Below are 21,963 nucleotides of genomic sequence, written 5' to 3'. Positions count from 1 at the left end.
TCCGAACCCGGAAGTGAAACGCTGCAGCGCCGATGGTATTGGGACGACAGGTCCTGTGAGAGTAGGTCGCCGCCAGGTATTCGCCCGGCCCCGAGTAACATCGGGGCCGGGCGCTTTTTTGTACCCTTGTCGCGTCTAACAGATCTTCACCACCTTGGACCAGGGTCGGCTACCTCCTCACCGCGATGTAGGACTTCGGCACAAAGGGCGCCAGATACTCGGTTACGATCTGGCAGTCCGGGAAGAGTTCCTTCATCTCGCGTTTCGAGATGAGCCGCGTCCAATCGACCATCTCTTGGATCGCCGCCTTGTTGCCCTTTGCCGCCCAACCCCTCGGGGTGAAGTAGCACACGACGAAAGGCCGCCAGCTCCTCGGCAGCCAGTGGACGAAGGGCGCGAGGAAGTGCGGCTCGATCGGGCATTCCAGAGCAGGTGTTTGACACCACACGCGTTTGCCCACCCGGCACATCTCCGCGGCGAAGCGCTTCTGGTCCTCCCATGAACCCACGTGCTCGATCACGCTGTTCGAGAACGCAATATCATAGCTCCCATCCGCAAACTCCAGCGCCCGCCCGTCTCCCTCCAACGTTCTGATCTCGTGCTCCGGGAATCGCTCCGCATCAAAGCTGCCGCAATGCAGGTTCAGCGTATCCACTCTCGCTACCATCGGCGCATGCGCCGTCCAGAAGATCGGATAGCCACCCACGTCCAACAGCAGGTCCTCTTTGCCCGGCGAGATGTAACGCTGGAACAGGACCAGCCGCTTCTTCCGCCATAGCCTGAAGATCTGCTGATAGAACGTGTTGATCGAGAAGCCCATGACTTCTCAATCCAGCGGCACGATCCGGATCTTTCCCGCAGGCTTCTGCATCGCCTCGGCAAGTGTGCCTCCAACCGGTGCTGCCAAGGGCGCTGCCGGCGTCTGATCCAGTGCATTCTTGAGCGCACCCTCCACCAGCTGACCGCAATGGATTTTCATCGGCGGCAGCGGCCCCAGATCCCCGGTGAGTTCGTTCGCCGAGAGCTCGCGAGCCTCCTCCGCCGTCTTGCCCTTCAGCAACTCCGTCGCCATCGAGGCTACCGCGATTGCGGTCTGGCAGCCGAAGGATTGGAAGGAGGCCCGGTCGATCACCCGCTTGCCGTCCTTCTCGGTGAACTTCAGCCACATCCGCAGCATGTCCCCACAGTCCGGCGAACCCACCGTCCCGACCGCATCGGCATCAGCCAGTTCACCTTGGTTTTGCGGGGAGGCGAGGGCCTCGCGCACCTTCTCTTCGAAATCGCTCACGCGGAGGACGATGCGGCAAGACCGCGAGGATTCAAGCGCGGGCTTGCCAAGTGGGTAGCTGCGGCAAAGGGTATGCCCGCCCCTTGGATGCCGTGACACCCGGCCCCAAAGAAAGCAGTGCATGCATTTCCTCGGAATTGAAATCGGCCACGCGGCCACCCGCGTGGTGGCGCTCGATCTGGAAGCCGCGACGGTGTCCGCGGAGGCCGTCGCCGCCCATACATGGGTCGAGGGGCTCCCCGATGGCTATCGCGAGCAGGATCCCGCGCAATGGATTGCCGCTGCAGACCAAGCGATGCGTCAATGCCTCGAGGGTCTCGGTAATCACCGCGGCAGCGTCGCCGGTATCGGCATCACCGCACCCACCGGTGGCATGGTGGTGCTCGATGAGAGCAACCGCATCATCCGCCCGGCGAAGCTCGGCATCGACCGCTCCGCCCAGCGCCAGGCCGACGAGATCGGTCGCGCCTTTGGCGGCGGGCCTGGGCTGATTGAACTCGCTGGCAATCCCGTCGAAGCAGGTTCCCTCGCCGCCCAGTGCCTCTGGCTCAAGCAGCACGAGCCCTATCATTTCCAGCGCGCGGCCCGCCTGATGACGCCGCAGGACTTCATCGGTTACTGGCTCAGCGGAGAGGCAGGCATCGAAGCGGGCTCGGCGGCCACCACCGGGCTCTTCAATGTCCCGCAGCGCCGCTGGAGCGCGGAGTTGATGGAGTTCATCGATGTCCGCCTCTTCGACATGCTGCCGCCGGGAATCTCCCCGGCCCAGCCGCGCGGCACCTTGAGGCCCGCCCTCTGCAAAGCGTGGGGACTTCCTGAAGGCGTCATTATCGCTCCGGGCTCCGGTTCCGCCGCCTTGGCCGCCCTCGCGGTCGGTGCCGCATCGGATGGCGCCGTCGTCGCCGATCTCTCCGCGGATGGCTCGCTCTCCGCTGTCTCGGATGGTCCCTTGGTCGATTTCCGCGGTGAGGCCGCCACGCTCTGCGATGCCTCGGGCCGCTGGCTCTCGCGCCTCGGGATGGCAAACGCTGTATCCGCATTGGAACTCGTACGCCGTCATTACGGATGGTCCGCCGGAGAGTTCGAGCGCGCCTTGGAGTCTACCGCTGCCGGGGCAAACGGTCTGTTGTTCCTCCCGTATCTGCGTGGCGAAGCGACCCCGCGCTTGCCGGATGCCAGCGGCGTGATGCACGGCATCACCCTGGATAATTTCACCCCGGCCAATTTGGCCCGCGCCTCCGCAGAGGGCCTGGCCCTAGGCTTCGGCTATGCTTTCAGCCGACTTCGCGACCTCGGCTTCGAGCCTGCCGGCGTTCGTGTTGCCCGCGATGCCGGCCCGGCGTTCCAGCAACTCCTCGCGGATGTCTTTGGTGTTCCCGTCGTCGCCGTCGCCGGGAGCGGCGGCCCCTTGCTCGGCGCTGCCATGCAAGCGGCGGTCGTCTATTTCCGCCTCAATGGCGAGTCGCTCGGCTTCGATGAAATCGCCGGCTACATCGTGACCGTGGATGACTCCACGCGTCGCGATCCGGATCCACAGCGTCACGAATTCTATCAGAGCCTGCTGGCCCGCCAGCAATATTTGGTCGAGACCCTGCACGCGGGAGGTTTCCTGTAATGGCGGGCGATCGCAGCGAGATCCGCGAGAGCGGCAAGGCCACCTTCCTCGGCAAGCTCGCCGGGCGGATCATGCAGGCATGGTGCGCCACGCTGCGCTTCGAGATCACCGACCGCTGCGGGCTCACCCGTCCCGGTGGGATCGCGGGCCCTGTCGTCTATTGCCTCTGGCACAATTGCATCTTCACCGTTCCCGCGGCGTGGAAGCGTGCTTGCGGCAAGCACCGGCAGGCCGTGGTGCTGACCAGCGCCAGCCATGACGGTGCCGCGCTGGCACAGGCCATGGGGGTCTTCGGTATCGGCTCCGTCCGCGGCTCGTCTTCGCGTCGCGGTGTCGCGGCCCTTGTGGGTATGCGGAAGGCGCTCCGCGAGGGCGTGGATGTCTGCGTCACCCCGGATGGTCCTCGCGGTCCCCGCCACGTGATCCAAGCGGGCATCGTGAAACTCGCCGAAACCAGCGGCGCTCCGGTGATTCCTATCCACGTCGAGTATTCTTCCTGCTGGCGGCTCAAGACTTGGGACCGCTTCGTCATCCCGAAGCCCTGCAGCACCGTGCGCGTCATATTCGACGAGGCGCTTGCCGTGCCCGGAGGGCTTTCGGAAGATGAGTTCGAAGGCTGGCGCAGCCGCATCGAATCGATCATGCGGGCGGGCACCGGCGAAACCTTTCCCGAAGAAGTACGATGAGTTCCGTAATTGATGGCAAGGCCGTTGCTGCTTCCGTATTGGAAGAGTGCCGCGCAGAGGTCCAAGAGTTGAAGTCCAAGGGCATCACTCCCGGGCTGGCCGTGGTGCTTGTCGGCGATGATCCGGCCTCGCATGTCTATGTCGGTTCCAAGGTGCGGACTTGCGGCGATCTCGGACTCTATTCGCGCAAGATCGAGTTACCCGCTACCACCACCCAGGAAGAGCTGCTCGCCGTCGTCCGCGAGTTGAATGCGGATCCCGCGATCCACGGCATTCTGGTGCAGAGCCCGCCACCGAAACACATCGATGAAGAAGCCGTGGTTCGTGCGCTCGACCCGCGCAAGGATGTCGATGGCTTCCACCCGGAGAATGTCGCGAAACTCGCCCTTGAAGATCCCACCGGTTTCGTCCCCTGCACGCCGGCCGGGTGCATGCGCCTGCTTGCCGCCTCCGGGGTGAAGACCGCCGGTGCTGAAGCCGTCGTGATCGGCCGCAGCATGATCGTCGGCAAGCCGATGGCCCTGCTCCTGATGGCGAAGGGTTCGGATGCGACCGTCACCATCGCCCACTCCCGCAGCAAAGACCTGCCCGCCATCTGTCGTCGTGCCGATATCATCGTCGCCGCCGTCGGTCGTCCTGAAATGGTGAAGGCCGATTGGGTCAAGGACGGCGCCGTGGTGATCGATGTCGGCATCAACCGAATCGACGATCCTTCCACCAAGAAGGGCTACCGTCTCGTGGGCGATGTCGCCTACGACGAGGTGGCTCCGAAGTGCTCCGCCATCACCCCCGTCCCCGGCGGTGTCGGCCCGATGACGATCGCGCTGCTGATGAAGAACACACTCCAGGCGGCCCGGCAACTGGGCTGAAGCTTGGATGGATCTATCGCGCCGGGAGCGTCGTCCTGAGAATGACGCTTCCGCTCTTCGCCACCACCGATCCATTGCCGGCGGGGAGTAGGAAGAAATCGCCCTTATTGAAGCGGAATCCGCCGCTCTCCACCTCGCCTTCGGCGACCGAGAAGATCGAGAACCATCGGGGATCGCGGTGGCCGCAACTCTCGCTTGGCTGGAGCTTCAATTTCTCCACCCGGAAGTATTCGCATTCCGCAATGATCTGTTGGTCCGGTTCGGCGAGGTCGGGCTCGAAATCCTCGAAGTCGATGCTCGCCAGCGATTCTTCCACATGGAGCTCCCGCGGCTTGCCGTCGAGGCCCAGGCGGTTCCAGTCGAAGACCCGGTAGGTCGTATCGCTGTTCTGCTGGATCTCGTGGATCAAAAGACCGGCTCCGATGGCGTGGAGCCGACCGGAGGGAATGAAGATCGAGTCCCCGGCTTGGACCGGAATCGAGTGGACCGCCTCCGCGACCGTTCCGTCTTGGATGGCGGCCTTGAAATCCTGCCGGGACACGCCTTGTTTCAGGCCCACATGGAGCGATGCCCCGGAGTTCGCATCGGCGATGTACCACATCTCGGTCTTCGGCTCGCCTTTCAGGGAGTCCGCCAGCGCGACCGGCGGATGGACTTGGATGGAAAGGTCGTCGCGGGCGTCCAAGACCTTGATCAGGATCGGAAAGCGCTCGGTCTCCGGGAGTCCGAGGCCGAACACCTCGTCGCGATGCTTTGTCCAGAGCTCGTGAAGTGTCTTCCCCGCATGGCTCCCACCGCGCACCACGGACTGCTCGGTCTCGCGATCGACCACTTCCCAAGACTCGCCGTACGGCGCTTCATCGGGAAGCTTGCGACCATATTGGTGTGCCAGTTCGCGTCCACCCCAGACGCGCTGCATGTAGAGGGGCTCGAAGACGATGGGTTCCACGGGGCGGCAAACTTGGCGGGTCGACCTTGTTTCTGGAAGTCCCGGGTTCGGGAAAAGCCCGTTTTTACGGATTTCCATACAATCGGTGAATCGAAAACAATCTTGCCCCTCAGGTTCTTGCGGGGGATGCTGGCCGGGGGAAATCCGGCATGGCGAAAAGTGACAACCGCAAACGAGGCGAGAAATCCGAGCCACCGCGTTGGTCGAACGAGGTAGTAGGCATCGTGCTGATCTGCGTCGGCCTCTTGTGCTTTCTCTCGGTCATTTCCTTCACGCCCAAGGACCTGAACGATATCGGCTTTCTCCGGGACTTCGCGACCGAGCGTGCGGTAGGTGAGGAGCGCCACAATTTCATCGGCGGGGTAGGGGCGGTTCTCGGCTTCATCCAAGTAGCCCTCTTCGGTGCCGCGGGTTACATCGTGCCGGTAGCGCTGATCTGGTTCGGCGTCGTGAAGCTGGTGTTCGACGGCCGTCTCTGGCCGCGAACGATGGTCGGGTTCATCATCCTCATCCTCAGCGGTGCCGCCTTCATGCACGCGCTGCGGGGCGGCACCGGGGTAGACTGGAGCAAGCATGCGGGCGGCCTGACCGGCTGGCTGCTGGGGAATCACATCTTCCTGCCACTTCTGAATCGCATCGGCTCGTTGCTGCTACTGGGTGCCGCTTACTTGGTCGGTTTGATCCTGCTTACCGGCCAGCCGCCGGTGAAATTCATCAAGGGCGTCCATGCCTTGATTCTTGAGGCGATGGCCAATCACCGCGAGCGCAAGGAAGAGGGGCGCGTCGCTGCCGAGAAAGAAGAGATCCGCAACAACGAGCGTGAGCGTGAACGCGAGCGCCGCCGTAAGGAGCGCGAGGCCAAAAGTGCCGCGGCCGTTCCGACGCCGGAGCCCCAAGGCCAGCAAGAGCTGCCGCTGCGCGAAACTCCCGCCCCCCAGATTTTCGATGCCTCGCAGCGCAAGATCGATGCGCCGAAGCCGGGGGACAAACCTTTCGAGCGCAAGCAGAAGGGAGAAGGACATCTCTCGCTTTCGACCGCGGGCTTCGAGGACTACGAGCTTCCGGGCTTCGACCTGCTCGATCCGGATACCGGTGAAGAAGCCCCCGAGGCGAACCGCGACGAGCTTCTCGCGACCCAGCGCACCATCGTCGAAACGCTTCGGGCCTTCGGGATTGAGGTCACTCCGGGCGACATCACCCGTGGCCCGACCATCACCCGCTACGAGATCTATCCCTCCACCGGTCTGCGTGTTTCGCGCATCGCCCAGCTTGAGGCGGATATCGCCCGCGCCACCTGTGCGGAGCGGATCAACATCCTCGCGCCGATTCCCGGCAAGGACACCGTGGGCATCGAGCTCGCGAATTCGCAGAAGGTTTCCGTGCCCCTGCGCGAGCTGCTGCAGGATCCCGAGTTCCGCTCGGCCAAGAAGAAGATCCCGCTCGCCCTGGGCAAGGATGTCTATGGCAAGACGGTCATCGGCGACCTCGCCGCCATGCCTCACCTGCTCGTCGCCGGTGCCACCGGTTCGGGCAAATCGGTCTGCATCAATTCGATCATCGCCTCGATGCTCTTCAAGTTCGGCCCGGATGAACTCCGCTTCATCATGGTCGACCCGAAGGTGGTGGAAATGCAGATGTACAACAAGCTGCCCCACCTCGTCGTTCCCGTCGTGACCGATCCGAAGAAGGTCGTGGCCGCGCTGAAGTGGGTCGTGAACGAGATGGAGAAGCGCTACCGCGTCTTTGCGAAGACCGGCGTGCGGAATTTCGATTCCTTCAACCACCGCGTCCGTCCGGAGAAACCGGAGGTGGCCGCAGAAGAGGAAGAGGCCCCGCCACCATGGAACGCCGATGAAGAGGTGGACATGGACGCCATCGAGTCCATCGCCGCTGCGCTAGAGTCTGGCGAGCTTGGTGCCGAAGCCGAGGAGGAAGAACTGCCGATCGAGGAGGAGAAGATCCCCGACCGCTATCCCTACATCGTCGTGCTTATCGATGAGTTGGCGGACCTCATGCAGACCGCTCCGGCGGATGTGGAGATGTGCATCGCACGCATTGCGCAGAAGGCGCGTGCCGCGGGCATTCACCTCATCATCGCCACGCAGACACCGCGTGCCGACGTGGTCACCGGCATCATCAAGGCGAACATTCCCTGCCGCATCGCCTTCCAAGTTTCCTCGCAGCTCGACTCGCGCGTTATCTTGGACACGAAGGGCGCCGAGAAACTGGTGGGCAAGGGCGACATGCTCTACCTGCCGCCCGGCTCCGCGAAGCTGGAGCGCTCGCAGGGTGCCTTTGTTTCGGATGAAGAAGTGGAGCGCTTGGTCGACCACTGCGCCGCCCAGGCTGAGCCGAACTTCGAGTCGGACATTGTCCGCTCCATCGACTCCGGTGGTGAAGATGGCGATGACGAGGAGGAGATCTCTCCGGCGGATGAAGATCTCATCATGAAGTGCATCGAGGTCGCGCGACAGGAGCAAAAGTGCAGTACCTCGCTACTCCAGCGCCGCCTGCGTCTCGGCTACACCCGCGCCGCGCGCATGGTGGATATCCTCGAAGCCCGCGGCGTCGTCGGCCCTGGCGATGGTGCGAAGCCGCGCGAGGTGTATCTGAAGTGAAACGGGATCGCGGCGCGAAGCAGGGACTGGATCAGGTGTCCGGGCTATGATAGTCTGGCGGTCCAACGATGATGACCGAACCGGAAGCCACGCTAGATCCCCAGTTTCTAAGTCCCGCCGATGCCAGTGCCTTGTTCGAGGCTCTGCTGTCGGAGGTGCAATGGGACGAACGGATGAAAGCACGGAAGACCGCTTGCTTCGGCCAGACCTATGACGACTCCGGTGTCGACTATCAGTTGGTGCCGATGCATCCCCGCCTAGCTCCGCTGTGCGAAGCAATCTCCGTTCGTCTCGGCTTCATGCCGACGAATTGCTTGCTGAACTATTACGAATCCGGGCGCTCATCGATGGGTTTCCATTCCGATGCGACCCACAACCTCGCGGAAGGCACGGGGGTGGCGATCCTCTCGGTTGGTGCGGAGCGCTGCCCGAGCTTCCGCAGCAAGACAGATCCCGAGCTCACCGTGGAATACCCTTTGCCGCATGGCTCGCTCTTCTACATGAGCCAGGGCACGCAGGATCATTGGCTGCATGCGGTGAAGAAGACCGAGACGGATGATAGCAGGATCAGCCTGACCTTTCGGCATATTCTTACGCCCGAGGAGCTGGCCGTAAGGCGATCCCGCTGAGCTGCCGAAGCCCCTCGGGGAAGGAAGGAGGGTGCTGGCTTCGGCCCCTCCTTTCTTCTCGCCCTTGCGCAATTCCTTCGCTTTGTTGCGTAAGCATCCGAATTCACCCTTCGAACCGTGCTCGAACTTCAGGACGTTTGTTTCACCATCAAGAAGGACGGCGAGTCGATCAACCTCGTCGATCTGGTCAACATCAGGATTCCCCGCGGGCACTTCATGGCCATCGTCGGCCCCTCCGGCTGTGGCAAGACCACCTTGCTCAAGACCATCGCGGGGCTGAATCCGGAATCCTCCGGCGGCCTCTACTGGGAAGGCCGGAATCTCTCGGTGGAAGGTGATCTCGAAGCCTCGGACATCGGCTATGTACCCCAGTTCTCCATCGCTTACGATCCGCTTACGGTGGACGAATCGGTGGAAGCCGCCACCAAGCTGCGCGTGGCCGTCCGCGACAATGAGGAGCTGGACCATCGCATCGATCGCGTGCTGGAGGAGACCGGCCTCGCTGCGATTGCAGACCGTCAGGTGAAGGTGCTTTCCGGAGGCCAGAAGCGCCGTCTAGGCCTGGCCATGGAATTGGTCTCCGATCCCAAGCTCTTGCTCTGCGATGAGGTGACCAGCGGCCTTGATCCCCGCTCGGAGCGCGAGATCGTCCGCTTGCTTCATGATCTCTCCCGTCGCGAAGGGCGCATTGTCCTCTCGGTCACGCACTCGCTCGCTCACCTCGAGCTCTATGATTCCATCCTCGTACTGCATGAAGGCCGGGTGGCCTATCACGGTCCGCCGGATCAGGTGACCCACTATTTCTCGGTGCACGATACCGAGGAGGTGTATCCGAAGCTCGCCACTCAAACCTCCGAGCGCTGGCAGAGCTCGTGGATGAAGCACCGCGCGCCGTACTACAGCAAGCTGGACAAGGTGCGCACCAAGCTCATCGATTCGGGGGCGCTTCATCTTCCGCTGGGGGTCGTGAACCAGCCGGTGTCCACTTCGTCTCAAGGGGAGTCGGCTCCCGCCGCCGAAGTCGGCACCACCGTCCTGGAGAAAGTGGCTCCGCTTACTTCCCCTGCCGAAGAGACCCCGAAGGTCCGCACTCCGGGCTTCATGACCCAGTTCATGACCCTGCTCTCACGGCGCTGGCGGATCTTCTTCCGCGACCGCGGACAGGTCTTCCTCCAGCTCGCGATCCTGCTCTGTTTCCCGATTCTGGTAACGCTGTTCTCCGAGAATGCGAACGGCCAGATCGCGAACCTTTCTGACACCCGGCAGGGGAACATCGTCGCGGAGATTGCGGAGCAGCAGACGGTGAAGCGGGATCAGGTGACGGTCGGCTCGGCGATTTCGGGCATCATCATGTTCCAAGTGATCCTGCTCTCCCTCATGGGCTCGAATAACTCGGCCCGCGAGATCGCGGGCGAGCGGCAGATCTTCGAGAAGGAGAAATTCGGCGGGCTCCGCCCCAGCGCCTACCTCGCGAGCAAGGTGGCCTTCCTCGCCTGCTTGGTTTTGGCGCAGTCCCTCTGGATGGGCGTGTTCGTGAATCTCTTCGCACCCTTCCGGGGCGGTGGGGGAGGCTTCGAGAGCCATATCATCTTCCTGCTCCTGATCAACGGGGCCATGACGGCGATCTGCCTCGGGATTTCCGCGCTTATGCGGACTGCCGAGCAGGCCTCCCTGCTATCGATTTATCTCGTCGGTTTCCAGTTACCGCTTTCCGGGGCGGTGCTGGCGCTGCCGGATTCCGTGGAGTTCTTCACTCAGAAATTCATCTCCGCCTACTGGGCTTGGTCCGGTAGCGTCAGTGCCTTGGAGCCCAAGGTCTTGCATGCGGTGAAGTCGGTGATCGACACCGGCTTGGCCGAGCGAGCGGAGTGCCTTTACATGCTCGCATTCCATGTCGCTGCCGGTCTGATCGCGGCTTGGATCGGAGCCCGTCGCCACCAGTGGGATTAGCCCGGATAAAAAGGCGTGAATCCGCAGGAGTTTCGTGGAAACTTGCATTCGCGCGGGACGTTTAATCATCCGACTTTTCCCCAAACTCGCTCTTTATCATGGCTCGTCGTGCCAGTTCTGGAATCAGCCCCGGCCTCCTCATTGGAATCGCCGTATTCGTCGCCGTCGCCTTCTTTGGCGGGAAAGCCCTCATGGGCAAGAAGACCGAGTCCTTTGCCGGAGTCTCGAATCTCAATGTCTCCGATTACATGGAGAATGGGAATTCGCTGCGCGATAACGAGTATGTGATCGAGGGCACCATCGATGAGAAGTTCTTCCGGGATTCCAGCCCGAACCAAGTTGTCAGCGTGGAAGTGAAGACGCCGGGTGGTGCCGAATTCGTGGGCGTCGAGATCCCCTCCGAATTCCTTAAGCTGAACATCGAGCGCTCCCAGCGCTACGCGATCAAAGTGAAGATCCGCCAGGGCGGTATCCCTGTGGCCACCGGAATCAACCGCCTTTGAGCACTGCCATGAGAACGCTCTCTTCCCTTCTCCTCATCGCCGCCGGCACCGTGGTCGCCACGGCTCAAGTGCTGCACCCGGATGTCCGCGACAAGGTGACGGACACCCCTGCCGCTCCGGCTCAGGATTCAACTCAAGGCGGTACCCAGCAGAACAATCAGCAGCCGAAGCAGAACAACTCCCCCTTCGGCAACGAGTTGCCTTTCTTCGATCCTTCGAGCGAGGCCGTGGCCTTCAACGGTCGCACTTGGGCCGCTACCGACAACCGTTTGGTTGCTGCCCGCTTCGAGCGTTACCTCAACGAGCCCGAAGATGATTCGGAGGCGGCCAAGGAATACCGCGACATCATCTCCCAGATCCTCGAGAAGGTCTCGCCGCACCATCCGGGTGGCCCCGATTTTGCCGCCGGCGTGAAGCTCCTGCCCCGCGCCTCTTCCTTCCCGGCGGATGCCAAGCTTTGTGATTCGCTTTCGCAAGCGATCTACACCGCGGTGCTGGCCAAGAAGGATGTGAATGCCACCCGCGCGCTTAACTCCGCGATGGAGGACGAGAAGCAGCGTCTCATCCGCAATGCCGACACCATCGCCAAGGGTACCCGTAACGGCGAGCGCCGCTCCTTCGGCCCGCAGGGTCGTCGCGACCAGAACCAGAACGGCAACAACAATAACAACGACCAGCAGCAGCAGCAGCAACAGCAGACGGATACCAGTACCGAGCAACGCACCGGTACCGGCACCGATTCCATGGCTTACCGCGATTCGGAGCGCCGCGTCGATGAGATCGACGGGATGAAAAAGGAGAATCTCTCGAAGGGAGAGATCCAGATCTTTCAGGCCAAGGTCCAGTATCAGGCGCTCATGCTGCAGTTCTTCGCGCAGCGCCGCTTCGAGCACGTGGTGATGGCCTCGCGCTTCTACAACCAGATCTTCAAGGACGGCGACAGCAAGCTGCACATCGACAAGAAATCCGACATGTCCAAGCTCTTCGGCGAGAGCCTTGGCACCAGTCCCACGGTTTCCGCCGTTGACTCGCTCGCCAGCGAGGCGATCCGCGATGTCGACCAAGGCGTGGCCGCCTTCAAGTTCCTGCTCGAAAAGAAGGAGTTTCAAAGCGCCGCGAAGCGTCTCCAGGAGTCCTACATGGCGGGCGAGTTCATGCCGACCATCCGGACGCTGCCGCGGGATGATAAGCGCAAGGTCCTTGAGTTCGTGCGCGAGTCCTACAAGCTGATCGCCGCCATCGATTCGAAGGATTACGCCACCGCCAAGACGCTCGTCGCGAAGCTGAAGGAGACTTCCGGGGATTTCGACGGCACCAAGGCGGAAGCCGCCATTGCGACCTACACCCGTGTGAGCAACATGCACATCGATGCCGCCAAGCTGGCCGCCTCGAAGAGCGATCACGAAAAGGCCAGCCTGGAGATCCAGAAGGCCATGGAAGTCTGGCCGCAAAACCCCAAGCTCGCCGAGTTCGATAAGCTGGTGGAAACCGGCAGCGGCATGGCCGTCGCGAAAAACGACTTCGACCGTCTCGTCAGCGAGGCGAACTACCGCGAGATCTTCCGCCGCCAGTATGAACTCGCTCCCGCCATCGCCGGCGATGCCAATCGCGAGGAAGCCTTCAAGCAGATCATCACGAATCTCGGTAAGATCGAGGCCGCCATCGGCAAGGCCTCCGAGTTCAGCAAGGCGGACCAGAAGGAAGCCGCATGGGAGCAGCTTGCCGCGATCCGTAAAGACTTCCCGGATGATCCGAAGCTCGGCTCCGAACTGGAGCGTCTCGCGCCGGATGTGGCCGACTTCACCAAGGCGCTGATGACCGCCAAGGCCTTCGAAGAGCGCCGCGACAAGCAGGTCGGCTCGGCCCTCTCCTGGTATCTCAAGGCCCGCTCGATCTACCCGCGCAGCGAGATGGCGGAGCAGGGGATCGACCGCATGCTCGAGCAGATCCTTCCGGACGAGCGATCTTCCGCCAAGGCCTCTGCCTCCGGGAAGGAAGAGCAATAAGCGGGTACAGGCGCGCAGATCTTGAAACGCGAAAGGGGTGCCGCATGGCACCCCTTTTTCGATTCACTTCTTGTCGAGATTCGCCGCCATTTCCTCCTCGCTCGGAGTCTTGCTAGGCACTCCGTCCGTAGGCACATCCACGTGGGCGATCCAAGCGATCGCGTTCAGCACGATCCCGCGGTGATCGTCGTGCTTCCAGTTCTTGTGGAAGTGTCCGCCGGTGAAGCCGAAGGCGCGGCTCTTTCCGCCGCTGCGCTCGAAGGCCCACATCACGTGCTGCGGCTCCTTGCGCTCCAGCACTGCAGCCCGCACCGCGGGGTTCCCGGAGTGCGCTCCGTCCGGTCGGCTCAGTGTGTCAGCCGGCGGCACATCGGAGAGGATCGGCGTCACGCCCTCCATGTTCTCGCGGAAACGCATGTGGTAATACCACTCGTCGCGGATTTTGAACTCGGAGATCCCGCGGGCGATCTCATGCTTCGCAGGCTTGAAGTTCCCGTCCCAGTGGGGATTCACCGACCAGTCCGTTTCAAAATAGCCTCCAATCACATCCAGGAAGGTCTTCCCTCCGTCGCCCTTCGGCACTTCCACGCCGTAGTGGATGCAGCTGATGCCCACCCCGCTGTCCGCCATCGAGCGCAGCTTGGCCAGATGCGGCATCGCCGGATGACCACCGCCGCCGTCGGCATAGATCACCACCGCCGAGGCCCCGTCGAAAATCTTCTCATCCTTCGGCCAGCCGTTGTCCACCACCACCGCCTCGACCGGCATGCCGCTCTTGTTCAGGTGATCCGCCAGTAGCATGCAGCCGGCCCGGTGTTCATGCTCGCCGGGAGCGTGACTCGGGCGCCCGGCCACGAAGACGATCTTCTTCTTCTCTCCCGATCCGCTTTTCGCGGGCTCGGCGGGGCTACGGCTCATGAGCAGGAAGGTGGCAGCTCCCGCACAGGCGAGAGCGAGGATCAGGGAACGTGGAGCGATGGCCATGGGATTTCCGGTATCGGTTGAAACACCGGATACATTCCACCCTCGCCCGGGATTTCATCCATTCACTCCGTCGGCAGCCCGGTTTCCTTCCAAGCCGCAAAGCCGCCCCTCAGGATCGCGATATCATGCCCGCGGGTAATCAGCCTCTCGCCCACGCTTTGGGCGTCCGGGCAGGCCAGATCCGTGCAGTAGATCACCACCGTTTTGCCGTCATCTTTCGCATCGCGAATCTCCTTCTCGCGCTGGGGGAGGAGCACATCATACTCCGATTTCGGCCACGGGATCGCTCCCGGAATCTTGCCGAAGGCGGAGACGAAAGCGGGACGGGCATCGTAGACCAAGACCGCGCCGGACTGCTGCTTGGGGAAAAACGCATCCAAGCTGATTTCCGTTAGTTTGCCTGCCGGGATAGGCTTTTTCGCGGGCTTTGGCTCCGGCTTCTTGGTCGGGACTGATGCGGTGGGCTCCGCCGGAGGCGTGCCATCTTCGCACCCTGTCAGTAGCACCGCCATCCCTGCCGCCAGAACGAATCCCTTCACGCGCCGGATTCCACCGCATCCCGCCCCCCGGTGCAAAGGCAATGTGGGCACGGCCCAAGGTGACGAAAAGGCCAGCTGAATCCCGGATGGCTTCCGGCACCCGATCTGCTACTCTTCCGAACATCGTGGCGTCGAAAACCCTCCTCTCCCTTCTGGCGCTGTCGTCCCTCGCTTCGGCGGTGGAGATCCGCGTGGCGGCCTTCAATATCGGCGCCCAATTCTCCGGCAGCGCGCCCATCTACAGCTTGGGCGACCCCGGCACGCCGGACCACGAAACCGTAAAGGCGGTTCTCGCCCGCATCGATGCCGACGTCGTTTCCCTTGAGGAAATCGATTCCGCCGACGTGTCCGGCGATCCGGATGACCTCGATGCCCTCGCCGCCAGTCTCGGCTACCCCTACCTCTATCTGGCTCCCGTCGCCGGTAGCCCGCCCACCTACACCGCCCCCATCGACAACAGCCTGCGCGTCATCTTTCTCTCCCGCTATCCCTTCCTCAGCACGAACGTGGTCGCCTCACCACCTGCCGCGAGGGAAATGACCCGCTTCCTCCCGGCGGTGAAGGTGGATGTCCCGGGCACCACGAACGATCCCACCATCATCGCCGCCCACCTGAAGTCCGGCGATGGCACCGACGACCGCTTTCGCCGCTTGGTCGAGATGAAACGTCTGACCGGCTACCTCGCCGACCAAGGCCTCACCGACGACCACAACTACATCGTCATGGGCGATTTCAACATGGTCGGAGCCAACCGCACCTACACGACCCTGCCGACCGGTCTGCCCGCCTCTTACAGCCTCGGCACGGATGTCGTCCTGCCAGTGAGCTACTCGAACAATCCGGTCTCCTACTTCACCACTCCCGGCATCAGCCGTCTCGATATCCGCCAAGTGGATGGCTCGGCCATTACCTTCCCCTACGCCACCACTCCATCGATCCTCGACCTCATGATGGTCTCGCCCGCCATCGCCGGGCGCATGCACGGCTCGGAGATCTACAACTCCGCGCTGGATGTCTCGAACTCTTCCGGACTGCCGAAGGCGGGGGAACCGCTTGCCGCGGACACCAGCCAGACGGCCTCAGATCACCTCGCCCTCTTCGGCGATTTCGAGCTTGATGCGGATCTGCCGAATCTCGCGCTCTCGCTCTCCTTGCCCGGTGTCTTGGAAGGCATGCCGGATGGCAGCGTGATGGCCACGGTCACCCTGCCCGCCGTGCTCGCGGAACCGATCACGCTGACTTTCTCTTCGGATGATCCGGGAGCTGCGGTGCCTGTCACCCCCGTGATTCAGATTCCCGCCGGGTCTCTCAGTGGCAGCGTCGCCATCCGCACTCCGAAAAATTACCTCGTCGATGCCGAGCGCAGCGTGACCATCACGGTGATGGCGGCGGGGCATGATCCGGACAATGCCGTGCTGGTCGTCGAGAATGTGGACGGTCCCTACCGACTCAGCGGACCCGGAGCCACCGTGAGCGAGACCTTCGATGGCTTCGGCGGTAACCACGATCCCGCCCCATGGACGACCACCGGCAGCCATCCTTGGCGAGGTGTGGATAGCGGTTCTTCCGCACTCCCCGGCCTGCGTGCCTACGGTTCGATCGTGGATTCATCGCTCGGGTTCTTGCCTGGTGGCAGCGGTACCGTGGCTAGCGCCAGCTTCATCAATGATTCGGCGCAGCCGATCTCGGCCTTGGAGATCGCCTTCGATGTCGAGCAATGGCGGGGTGCTCTCGGTGGCACGGCGGACACCTTGAGCGCTGAGCTTTTCTACGATGGAACGGCTACACCGCTCCCGGCTCTTGCTTACTCGGCCAGCACCACCCTGCCGACCGGTCCGGTGGCAGGGGGCTCGACGACCACCCGCTCCACCACGGTGAGCGGTCTTTCGATTCCTCCCGGCGCCAGCTTCGAGCTCCGTTTGTCCTTCGTTCCCGGTGCAGGCGGCGGCGTCGACCCCACCGATGTTTTTGTGAATGAGATCCACTACGACAATACCAGCACGGACTCGAACGAGTTCGTGGAGATCGTGGTGGCTCCGGGCTACACCGGTCCGCTTTCCGCGGTTTCCTTGGTCCTCTATAATGGGAACGGCGGGGCCACCTATGGCACGCACACCTTGGATACCTTCACCGCCGGTGCCACCACCTCTTCCGGCTACCGCATCTTCAGCAAGGCCATCTCCGGCCTGCAGAATGATCTCGATGGCATGGCTGTGGTCGTGAACGGCTCGGTGCTGCACTTCATCTCTTATGAAGGCTCGTTTACCGCCACCAATGGACCCGCCAGCGGCATGATTTCCACCGATATCGGCGTGGATCAGGAGCCTGTCCAAGCTGCCGATATCTCGGCCATCGGCCTCACGGGAAATGCCGGTCAGGCCTCCGGCTTCGCTTGGACCCAATTCACCGCTTTGCCCTTCAGTCCCGGGCAGCCGAATTCGGGCCAGACCTTCACCGTGCCTGCGCTGCCCTCCCAAGGCATCGCGATCGACAACCTCAGCGTCACCTTCATCCAAGCTAGCGATCCCGATACCGACGGCGACGGACTGGCCAATTCGGTCGATCCGGACGACGACAACGACCAGCAGTCGGACGCCGACGAGTTGGCCTTCGGCACCGATCCGCTCGATTCCTCATCCGTCTTCCGCACGCTCCTCTCCGCGGCGGGCAACCAGCTCTCTTTCCCCGGGGCGGCGGGAATCCAATACACCGTCGAATCCAGCCCGGACCTTGAGGAGTGGGATGAGCTGGGCGGTTTCACCGGTAGCGGCCAGACCATCGTGGTGCCGCTCCCGACCACCGAGGACCGGCTCTTCTTCCGCGTAAGGGCAGGGGATTGAGTTCAGGCCTGCTTACAGGCGTGCGCGCGCAGGTCCGACAGATCGAGGAACTCCAGTGCCGCCTCATGGGTCGACTCCAGAACCACCGGCGGCGCCTTGCCCGCGTCCAGCGCATCCTTCCAGCGGGAGGCGCAGAGGCACCAGCGATCCCCCGGTTTCAGCCCGGGGAAATCGAACTCCGGCCGGGGAGTGGACAGGTCGTTGCCGCGCGATTTCGAGAAGGCCAGGAACTCGTCCGTCACTTGGGCGCAAACGACATGCACGCCCACATCGCCGCGACCGGTGCGGCAGCAACCGTCGCGGAAGAAGCCGGTCATCGGGCGGGTCGAGCACGGCTCTAGAATCCCCCCCAGCACGTTTCTCCGTTCCACTGCCATCAGGATTAACCTAACCGCTTCCGGCGATTCGTCCAATCCGGCATTGGTGACGAGTTAAACCGTTTCCCCCGCATAGAAAAACCCCGCGTGGATCGCACGCGGGGTTCTCGTAAATTCTGTCCTGGCGGGCAGCTTCAGCCACCGGTGCGCGGCGAGCGCTTCTTCGGCTCGTCGTCGTCCGGGGGCACCTCGCGGCCCTTCGCTTGCTTCATCTTCTGGTTGCGCTGGGCCTCCTCGGCCTTCTCCGCCATGCGCTCCATGAAGCTCTTGCCGCTGCCGCCGGCCTTCGCCTTCAGTTCGGGCTCCGGCATGCGGTTGCTGATCCAGGTCTGAGCGATCGAGAAGACGTTCGAGGTCGTCCAATACAGTGCCAGTGCGGAGGCGAAGTTATAGCAGACGAAGAGGAAGATGAAGGGCATGAACTTGATGATCATCATCTGCGTCTTGTCCCCGCCGGTGTTGGGCATCATCGCCATCTGCGCGAAGCTCGTGATCGCCATCACGATCGGCAGTGGATTGATCGGCAGGCCGAACATGTGGGAAATCGTGTCCGGCTGGGACAGATCGGTAACCCACAGGAAGGGCTGGCCGCGCATCTCCACCGCGTGCAGCAGCATCGAGTAGAAGCCGAAGAAGATCGGGATCTGCGCGAACATCGGCAGGCAGCCGCCCATCGGGTTGATGCCATACTTGCGATAGAGCGCCATCGTCTCCATCTGCATCTTCTGCGGATCATCCGGGTATTTCTCGCGCAGCTTGTCCATCTCCGGCTTGAGCTTGGACATCCGCTTCATCGTGCGGTTCGAGCGGTTGTAGAGCGGCCAGATGGCGGTGCGCAGCAGGATCGTCAGCACCACGACCGAGATACCCCAGGACCACTTGTCCGAGATCTTTGCGATCACCTCGTGGACCCAGTGCAGCGACCAGTTCATGAAGCGGCTGAAGGGGCTGAAGAAACCGTAGTTCATCAGCGCGCCCCACTCGCTGCCCCACTTGTCCTCCATCTTGCGGAGCACGCGGTTCTGCTTCGGACCGGTGAAAACTTCGTAGGCGATCGAGCGCTGCTCCTTGGGAGACAGCGTGGCCTTCGGCAGGCGCAGGCCGGCGCGCACGGACTTCACCGTGTGCGTGTTCGGCACCAGCGTGAGTTCGGAGTAGCTGCTCCAGACCAGCGACTCGGTCGGCTCCACCGGCTTGAAAACGCTGGAGAAAAACTGGTTGGAAACCCCGGCGTAGAGCGCCTTCTCGACCGGCTCGGTGATCTGCGTGCGCGCCTTCCGCATACCGAACCACGCCTTCGCGAACTCGGTGCTGGAGTGGTAGGTGAAGCTGCGGCTGTCGTTGATCACGAAGCCCGTCTGATCCGGCCGCTCGACGTTGTCCAAGGGCGTCGCCGTGCCGAGGAAGACGCTGTAGTTGTCGAGGTTCACCGTGTTCTCGCCGGCGTTCTCGAGCTGGAGCTTGTAGTCCAGCATGAAGGGATCGCCCTCGTTGCCATGCGAGCGCAGGCTCCAGGTCTTCTGTGCCCACAGGCCGGAGGGCAGCTTGCCGCGGAAGACCACGGACTTACCTTCCTCGGAGAGTTCCGGCACGATCGTGTAATTGCCGGATTCCACGCGGTCCACGCCGTCGGAGATCGCACCGATAGGGTTGGCACCATGGCGGTTCACCCGCACCGGGCCTTCGATGCCCACGGATTGGTTCTTCAGCTCGGCATACTTCAGTCCACCGCCCACGCTGGTGAAGACGAAGATGGCTTCGGAGGTCTCCAGCTTGGTTTCCACTTCGACCACTTGGGCCGGAGGCTCGGTTTCCACCAACTCGGCTTCCGGCTTGGCGGGAGTGTCCGGGCTGCTTGCCGATGGAGGATTCTTTGCGGCCTGCTCGGCAGCCTCGCGCTGCTTCTGCTCCTGCAGGATCCGGGTGTTCTTCTGCTGATAGAAGATGTTTACTGCGAGCAGGATGCTGCAGACGGTGACGACGATCCAAGTTTTGCGGTCGTACATTGGGAATGAGAGAAAGAGGAAGGTTCCGGCTCAGGCATGAGGCCCGTGGGAACAGTCGGGATTCGCACCCGGTTTCGGCGGGACGGGGTCATAACCGTAGCCCCCCCACGGATGACAGCGGAAAATCCGGCGAACCCCCAGCCAGGAGCCCCGCAGGGAGCCGTGGGTTTCCACCGCTTGCATGAAATAGTTCGAGCAGGTCGGCTGATACCTGCAGCCCGAGTTCGGCCCCCCCAGCGCTTTCAGCACGGGATTGAGGAACTTCTGATAGAAGCGGATGGCCAAGCGGATGAGGCGTTTCACTCGGGGTCTCGGAAATCGAGAGGGAAAGGAACTAGCACTCCGCAGAGCTTCCGCAGTGAGAATCTTGGGCGGCTTTTACCACCGCGACTTACTTCGGCTCGCCGAAAAGCCGCAGCCGCTTGGCCTGCTTCAGCCAGTCGGACTCCAGTTCGGCGAAGCTGGCGGCGGCTGAGCCGGGGCGGGGGATCGTCACCAGCAGCCGTTTCGGCTCGGCCAGCAGGTGGCCGTGGCGCTGCACGATCGCGCGCAGCCGCCTGCGCAGCAGATTGCGGTCGTGTGCCTTGCCGACCTTCCGGGTGGTGATGAATCCCACCAGCAGGCCGGGCAGCTCGGAATCGGCCAAGGTGCTGACAACAACAAGACGGCCGGCTTTCGCCTGACCGTCTTTGCGCACGCGGAAGAAATCCGCGCGTTTCGACATGCTCTGCTTCCGCGGGAGGCGCATGGGCCGGGCGCGGCGCGCAGGCGTGGATTACACCCCGTGCTGGGTCGTGTGGCGGGCGTATTGCAGCTCGGCACCCTTCGGAATGAGACGCTTGCGGCCCTTCTGGCGGCGGCGCTTGATGATGTCACGACCGGACTTGGTCGCCATGCGGGCGCGGAATCCGTGCTGGCGCTTGCGGGTGCGCTTGGAAGGCTGGAATGTGCGTTTCATGGCGGTAAGGTGTCGGGAAAAGCGTTTCTTTCTGCCCGCGACGCGATGGAACTCCTGTTCCGGCTCGGCGGGGCGCGCACTCTAGGGGTCAGCCCTCCCTTGTCAATCCGCCAAATCTCCCCTGCGACGGAATTTTTTCAAAGATGGCCGGAAAATTTCGTGCCGCCCCCCTCCCGGCGTGCCACCCTCGGTCCCGTGAGCACGGGTCCTGAAAGCGGCATCGCAGTGGCTAACCGCCCCAAGGTGGAGCCGGCGACGATCGAGGACCTTCCCGCCCTGACCGATCTGGTCATGGAGCTCTTCGCCCTCTCGGACGATTTCACGCCGGACCACGATGCCCAGCAGCGCGGCCTCGCCCTGATCCTCGAGCAGCCGAGTCGGGGCCGGATCTTCGTCCTGCGGAATGAGACCCGCATCATCGGCATGGTGAATCTGCTTTTCACCATCTCAACCGCCATGGGCGGCTTCGTCATCCTCATGGAAGACGTCATCGTCCACCCCTCCCACCGCGGGCAGGGCTACGGCACCATGCTGCTCGACAAGGTGATCGAGTTTGCCAAGCAGAAGGACTTCAAGCGCATCACCTTGCTGACCGACAAGATCAGCGCGGAATCGCAGCACTTCTTCAAAAAGAACGGCTTCGAATATTCGAACATGATCCCCATGCGGCGGATCATCGGACCGGAGGGCTGAAAGCCATGTCGCTCGTCGCGATCAATCCTGCCGACGGCCTCGCGATGTCGATGGTCGTCATCCTCGTCCTGAGCTTCAGCGTCGTCGCCCTGCTCGTCTTCAACATCAAGCGCAGCGGCAAACGCGCGGAGACCGAAGTCGAGAAGCTCTTGGAAGAACTCCGCCAGGAGGAAGAAGCCGAAAACCGTCCCGCCCAACCCGCCGGCTCCGGCGAAACCCGCGAGCCATGGGAGCGGGAGGAGGACTGGTGGAAGAAGTGAGGCGAGCCCAAGCTCCAAGCCCTTGCCTTAAACCACTGTCCCGAAGGGACTACGCAACAAAGCCCGGGGTTGATCTTTCCTCGAAAGTGAGGACACGGGAAGTAGGGTAACTTCCCAGAACCGATGAATCCGAAAGATCCGCTGCGCCCCATCTCCAATCCGGCCAAGCGCAGGCAATACGACGAACAATTCA

The 21,963-nt window shown here is 62.6% G+C and carries 20 protein-coding genes, 1 rRNA gene and 1 pseudogene; 12 read left to right on the top strand and 10 right to left on the bottom strand.

Annotated features, from left to right (window positions below; translation table 11 throughout):
• Positions 1-78: ribosomal RNA gene (gene rrf / locus OJ996_RS26630) — 5S ribosomal RNA — on the top strand; the annotation flags it as partial.
• A gap of 91 nt (positions 79-169) precedes the next feature.
• Here rrf and OJ996_RS26120 read toward each other — a convergent pair.
• Positions 170-820, bottom strand: coding sequence for a class I SAM-dependent methyltransferase (locus tag OJ996_RS26120; RefSeq protein ID WP_264516712.1), 651 nt, complete (start codon positions 818-820; stop codon positions 170-172).
• Between the two features lie 6 nt (positions 821-826).
• Positions 827-1,288, bottom strand: a complete 462-nt coding sequence (locus tag OJ996_RS26115) for an iron-sulfur cluster assembly scaffold protein (RefSeq protein WP_264516711.1) — start codon at positions 1,286-1,288, stop codon at positions 827-829.
• 121 nt (positions 1,289-1,409) lie between these two features.
• Here OJ996_RS26115 and OJ996_RS26110 point away from each other — a divergent pair, with 121 nt between their 5' ends.
• The 3 genes from OJ996_RS26110 to folD are packed head-to-tail and all read left to right on the top strand — an operon-like array spanning position 1,410 to position 4,458.
• Positions 1,410-2,903, top strand: coding sequence for an FGGY family carbohydrate kinase (locus tag OJ996_RS26110; protein ID WP_264516710.1), 1,494 nt, complete (start codon positions 1,410-1,412; stop codon positions 2,901-2,903).
• Positions 2,903-3,589 carry a lysophospholipid acyltransferase family protein gene (locus OJ996_RS26105; RefSeq protein WP_264516709.1) on the top strand — a complete coding sequence of 229 codons (687 nt, stop codon included), beginning with the start codon at positions 2,903-2,905 and terminating at the stop codon, positions 3,587-3,589. Before OJ996_RS26110 ends, OJ996_RS26105 begins: the two co-directional genes overlap by 1 nt.
• Positions 3,586-4,458: a bifunctional methylenetetrahydrofolate dehydrogenase/methenyltetrahydrofolate cyclohydrolase FolD gene (folD, locus tag OJ996_RS26100; protein ID WP_264516708.1), complete on the top strand. Its 873-nt coding sequence runs from the start codon at positions 3,586-3,588 to the stop codon at positions 4,456-4,458. The genes OJ996_RS26105 and folD overlap by 4 nt, the downstream gene beginning before the upstream one ends.
• A 13-nt stretch (positions 4,459-4,471) precedes the next feature.
• On the opposite strand, the gene OJ996_RS26095 is transcribed toward folD, so the two are convergent.
• Positions 4,472-5,407 carry a type I phosphomannose isomerase catalytic subunit gene (locus OJ996_RS26095; RefSeq protein WP_264516707.1) on the bottom strand — a complete coding sequence of 312 codons (936 nt, stop codon included), beginning with the start codon at positions 5,405-5,407 and terminating at the stop codon, positions 4,472-4,474.
• Positions 5,408-5,556: 149 nt separating this feature from the next.
• Here OJ996_RS26095 and OJ996_RS26090 point away from each other — a divergent pair, with 149 nt between their 5' ends.
• The 5 genes from OJ996_RS26090 (at position 5,557) to OJ996_RS26070 (ending at position 13,113) form a co-directional block, all read left to right on the top strand.
• On the top strand, positions 5,557-8,025 hold the full coding sequence (locus OJ996_RS26090) for a DNA translocase FtsK (RefSeq protein WP_264516706.1): 2,469 nt from the start codon (positions 5,557-5,559) through the stop codon (positions 8,023-8,025).
• Between the two features lie 71 nt (positions 8,026-8,096).
• Positions 8,097-8,654: an alpha-ketoglutarate-dependent dioxygenase AlkB family protein gene (locus OJ996_RS26085; protein WP_264516705.1), complete on the top strand. Its 558-nt coding sequence runs from the start codon at positions 8,097-8,099 to the stop codon at positions 8,652-8,654.
• 117 nt (positions 8,655-8,771) lie between these two features.
• The gene (locus OJ996_RS26080) at positions 8,772-10,604 is read left to right on the top strand and encodes an ATP-binding cassette domain-containing protein (protein ID WP_264516704.1); all 1,833 of its coding nucleotides are present in this window, start codon (positions 8,772-8,774) and stop codon (positions 10,602-10,604) included.
• Between the two features lie 98 nt (positions 10,605-10,702).
• On the top strand, positions 10,703-11,107 hold the full coding sequence (locus tag OJ996_RS26075; protein WP_264516703.1) for a hypothetical protein: 405 nt from the start codon (positions 10,703-10,705) through the stop codon (positions 11,105-11,107).
• 8 nt (positions 11,108-11,115) lie between these two features.
• Positions 11,116-13,113 carry a hypothetical protein gene (locus tag OJ996_RS26070; protein ID WP_264516702.1) on the top strand — a complete coding sequence of 666 codons (1,998 nt, stop codon included), beginning with the start codon at positions 11,116-11,118 and terminating at the stop codon, positions 13,111-13,113.
• A 63-nt stretch (positions 13,114-13,176) separates the two neighbouring features.
• Here the strand turns inward: OJ996_RS26070 and OJ996_RS26065 are convergent, their stop codons facing one another.
• Both OJ996_RS26065 and OJ996_RS26060 read right to left on the bottom strand, forming a co-directional pair.
• Positions 13,177-14,097, bottom strand: a complete 921-nt coding sequence (locus tag OJ996_RS26065; RefSeq protein ID WP_264516701.1) for a ThuA domain-containing protein — start codon at positions 14,095-14,097, stop codon at positions 13,177-13,179.
• Positions 14,098-14,159: 62 nt separating this feature from the next.
• Positions 14,160-14,636, bottom strand: coding sequence for a rhodanese-like domain-containing protein (locus tag OJ996_RS26060; protein WP_264516700.1), 477 nt, complete (start codon positions 14,634-14,636; stop codon positions 14,160-14,162).
• 125 nt (positions 14,637-14,761) lie between these two features.
• On the opposite strand from OJ996_RS26060, the gene OJ996_RS26055 reads away from it, so the two are divergent.
• Entirely contained in the window at positions 14,762-17,476 is a 2,715-nt protein-coding gene (locus OJ996_RS26055) for an endonuclease/exonuclease/phosphatase family protein (RefSeq protein ID WP_264516699.1), read from the top strand.
• A gap of 2 nt (positions 17,477-17,478) precedes the next feature.
• Here the strand turns inward: OJ996_RS26055 and OJ996_RS26050 are convergent, their stop codons facing one another.
• The 5 genes and pseudogenes from OJ996_RS26050 to rpmH form a co-directional block, all read right to left on the bottom strand.
• Positions 17,479-17,853, bottom strand: coding sequence for a DUF2237 family protein (locus OJ996_RS26050; protein WP_264516698.1), 375 nt, complete (start codon positions 17,851-17,853; stop codon positions 17,479-17,481).
• A 134-nt stretch (positions 17,854-17,987) separates the two neighbouring features.
• Positions 17,988-19,859: a membrane protein insertase YidC gene (yidC, locus tag OJ996_RS26045; protein ID WP_264516697.1), complete on the bottom strand. Its 1,872-nt coding sequence runs from the start codon at positions 19,857-19,859 to the stop codon at positions 17,988-17,990.
• 30 nt (positions 19,860-19,889) lie between these two features.
• The gene (gene yidD, locus OJ996_RS26040; protein WP_264516696.1) at positions 19,890-20,162 is read right to left on the bottom strand and encodes a membrane protein insertion efficiency factor YidD; all 273 of its coding nucleotides are present in this window, start codon (positions 20,160-20,162) and stop codon (positions 19,890-19,892) included.
• An 88-nt stretch (positions 20,163-20,250) separates the two neighbouring features.
• Positions 20,251-20,607 (bottom strand): ribonuclease P protein component, encoded by a 357-nt coding sequence (gene rnpA, locus OJ996_RS26035; protein WP_264516695.1) that lies wholly within the window; start codon positions 20,605-20,607, stop codon positions 20,251-20,253.
• A 78-nt stretch (positions 20,608-20,685) separates the two neighbouring features.
• A pseudogene (rpmH, locus tag OJ996_RS26030) lies at positions 20,686-20,817 on the bottom strand (50S ribosomal protein L34); the annotation flags it as partial.
• Between the two features lie 195 nt (positions 20,818-21,012).
• Between rpmH and OJ996_RS26025 the strand changes: the two are divergent.
• On the top strand, positions 21,013-21,510 hold the full coding sequence (locus OJ996_RS26025) for a GNAT family N-acetyltransferase (protein ID WP_264516694.1): 498 nt from the start codon (positions 21,013-21,015) through the stop codon (positions 21,508-21,510).
• Between the two features lie 5 nt (positions 21,511-21,515).
• Positions 21,516-21,770, top strand: a complete 255-nt coding sequence (locus OJ996_RS26020) for a hypothetical protein (RefSeq protein WP_264516693.1) — start codon at positions 21,516-21,518, stop codon at positions 21,768-21,770.
• Positions 21,771-21,963: the final 193 nt, after the last annotated feature.

Origin of the sequence: Luteolibacter rhizosphaerae (assembly GCF_025950095.1) — a bacterium.
Classification (GTDB): domain Bacteria; phylum Verrucomicrobiota; class Verrucomicrobiia; order Verrucomicrobiales; family Akkermansiaceae; genus Haloferula; species Haloferula rhizosphaerae.
Note: the sequence above shows the minus strand (reverse complement) of the source record. Positions and strands in the feature narration are given on the sequence as shown.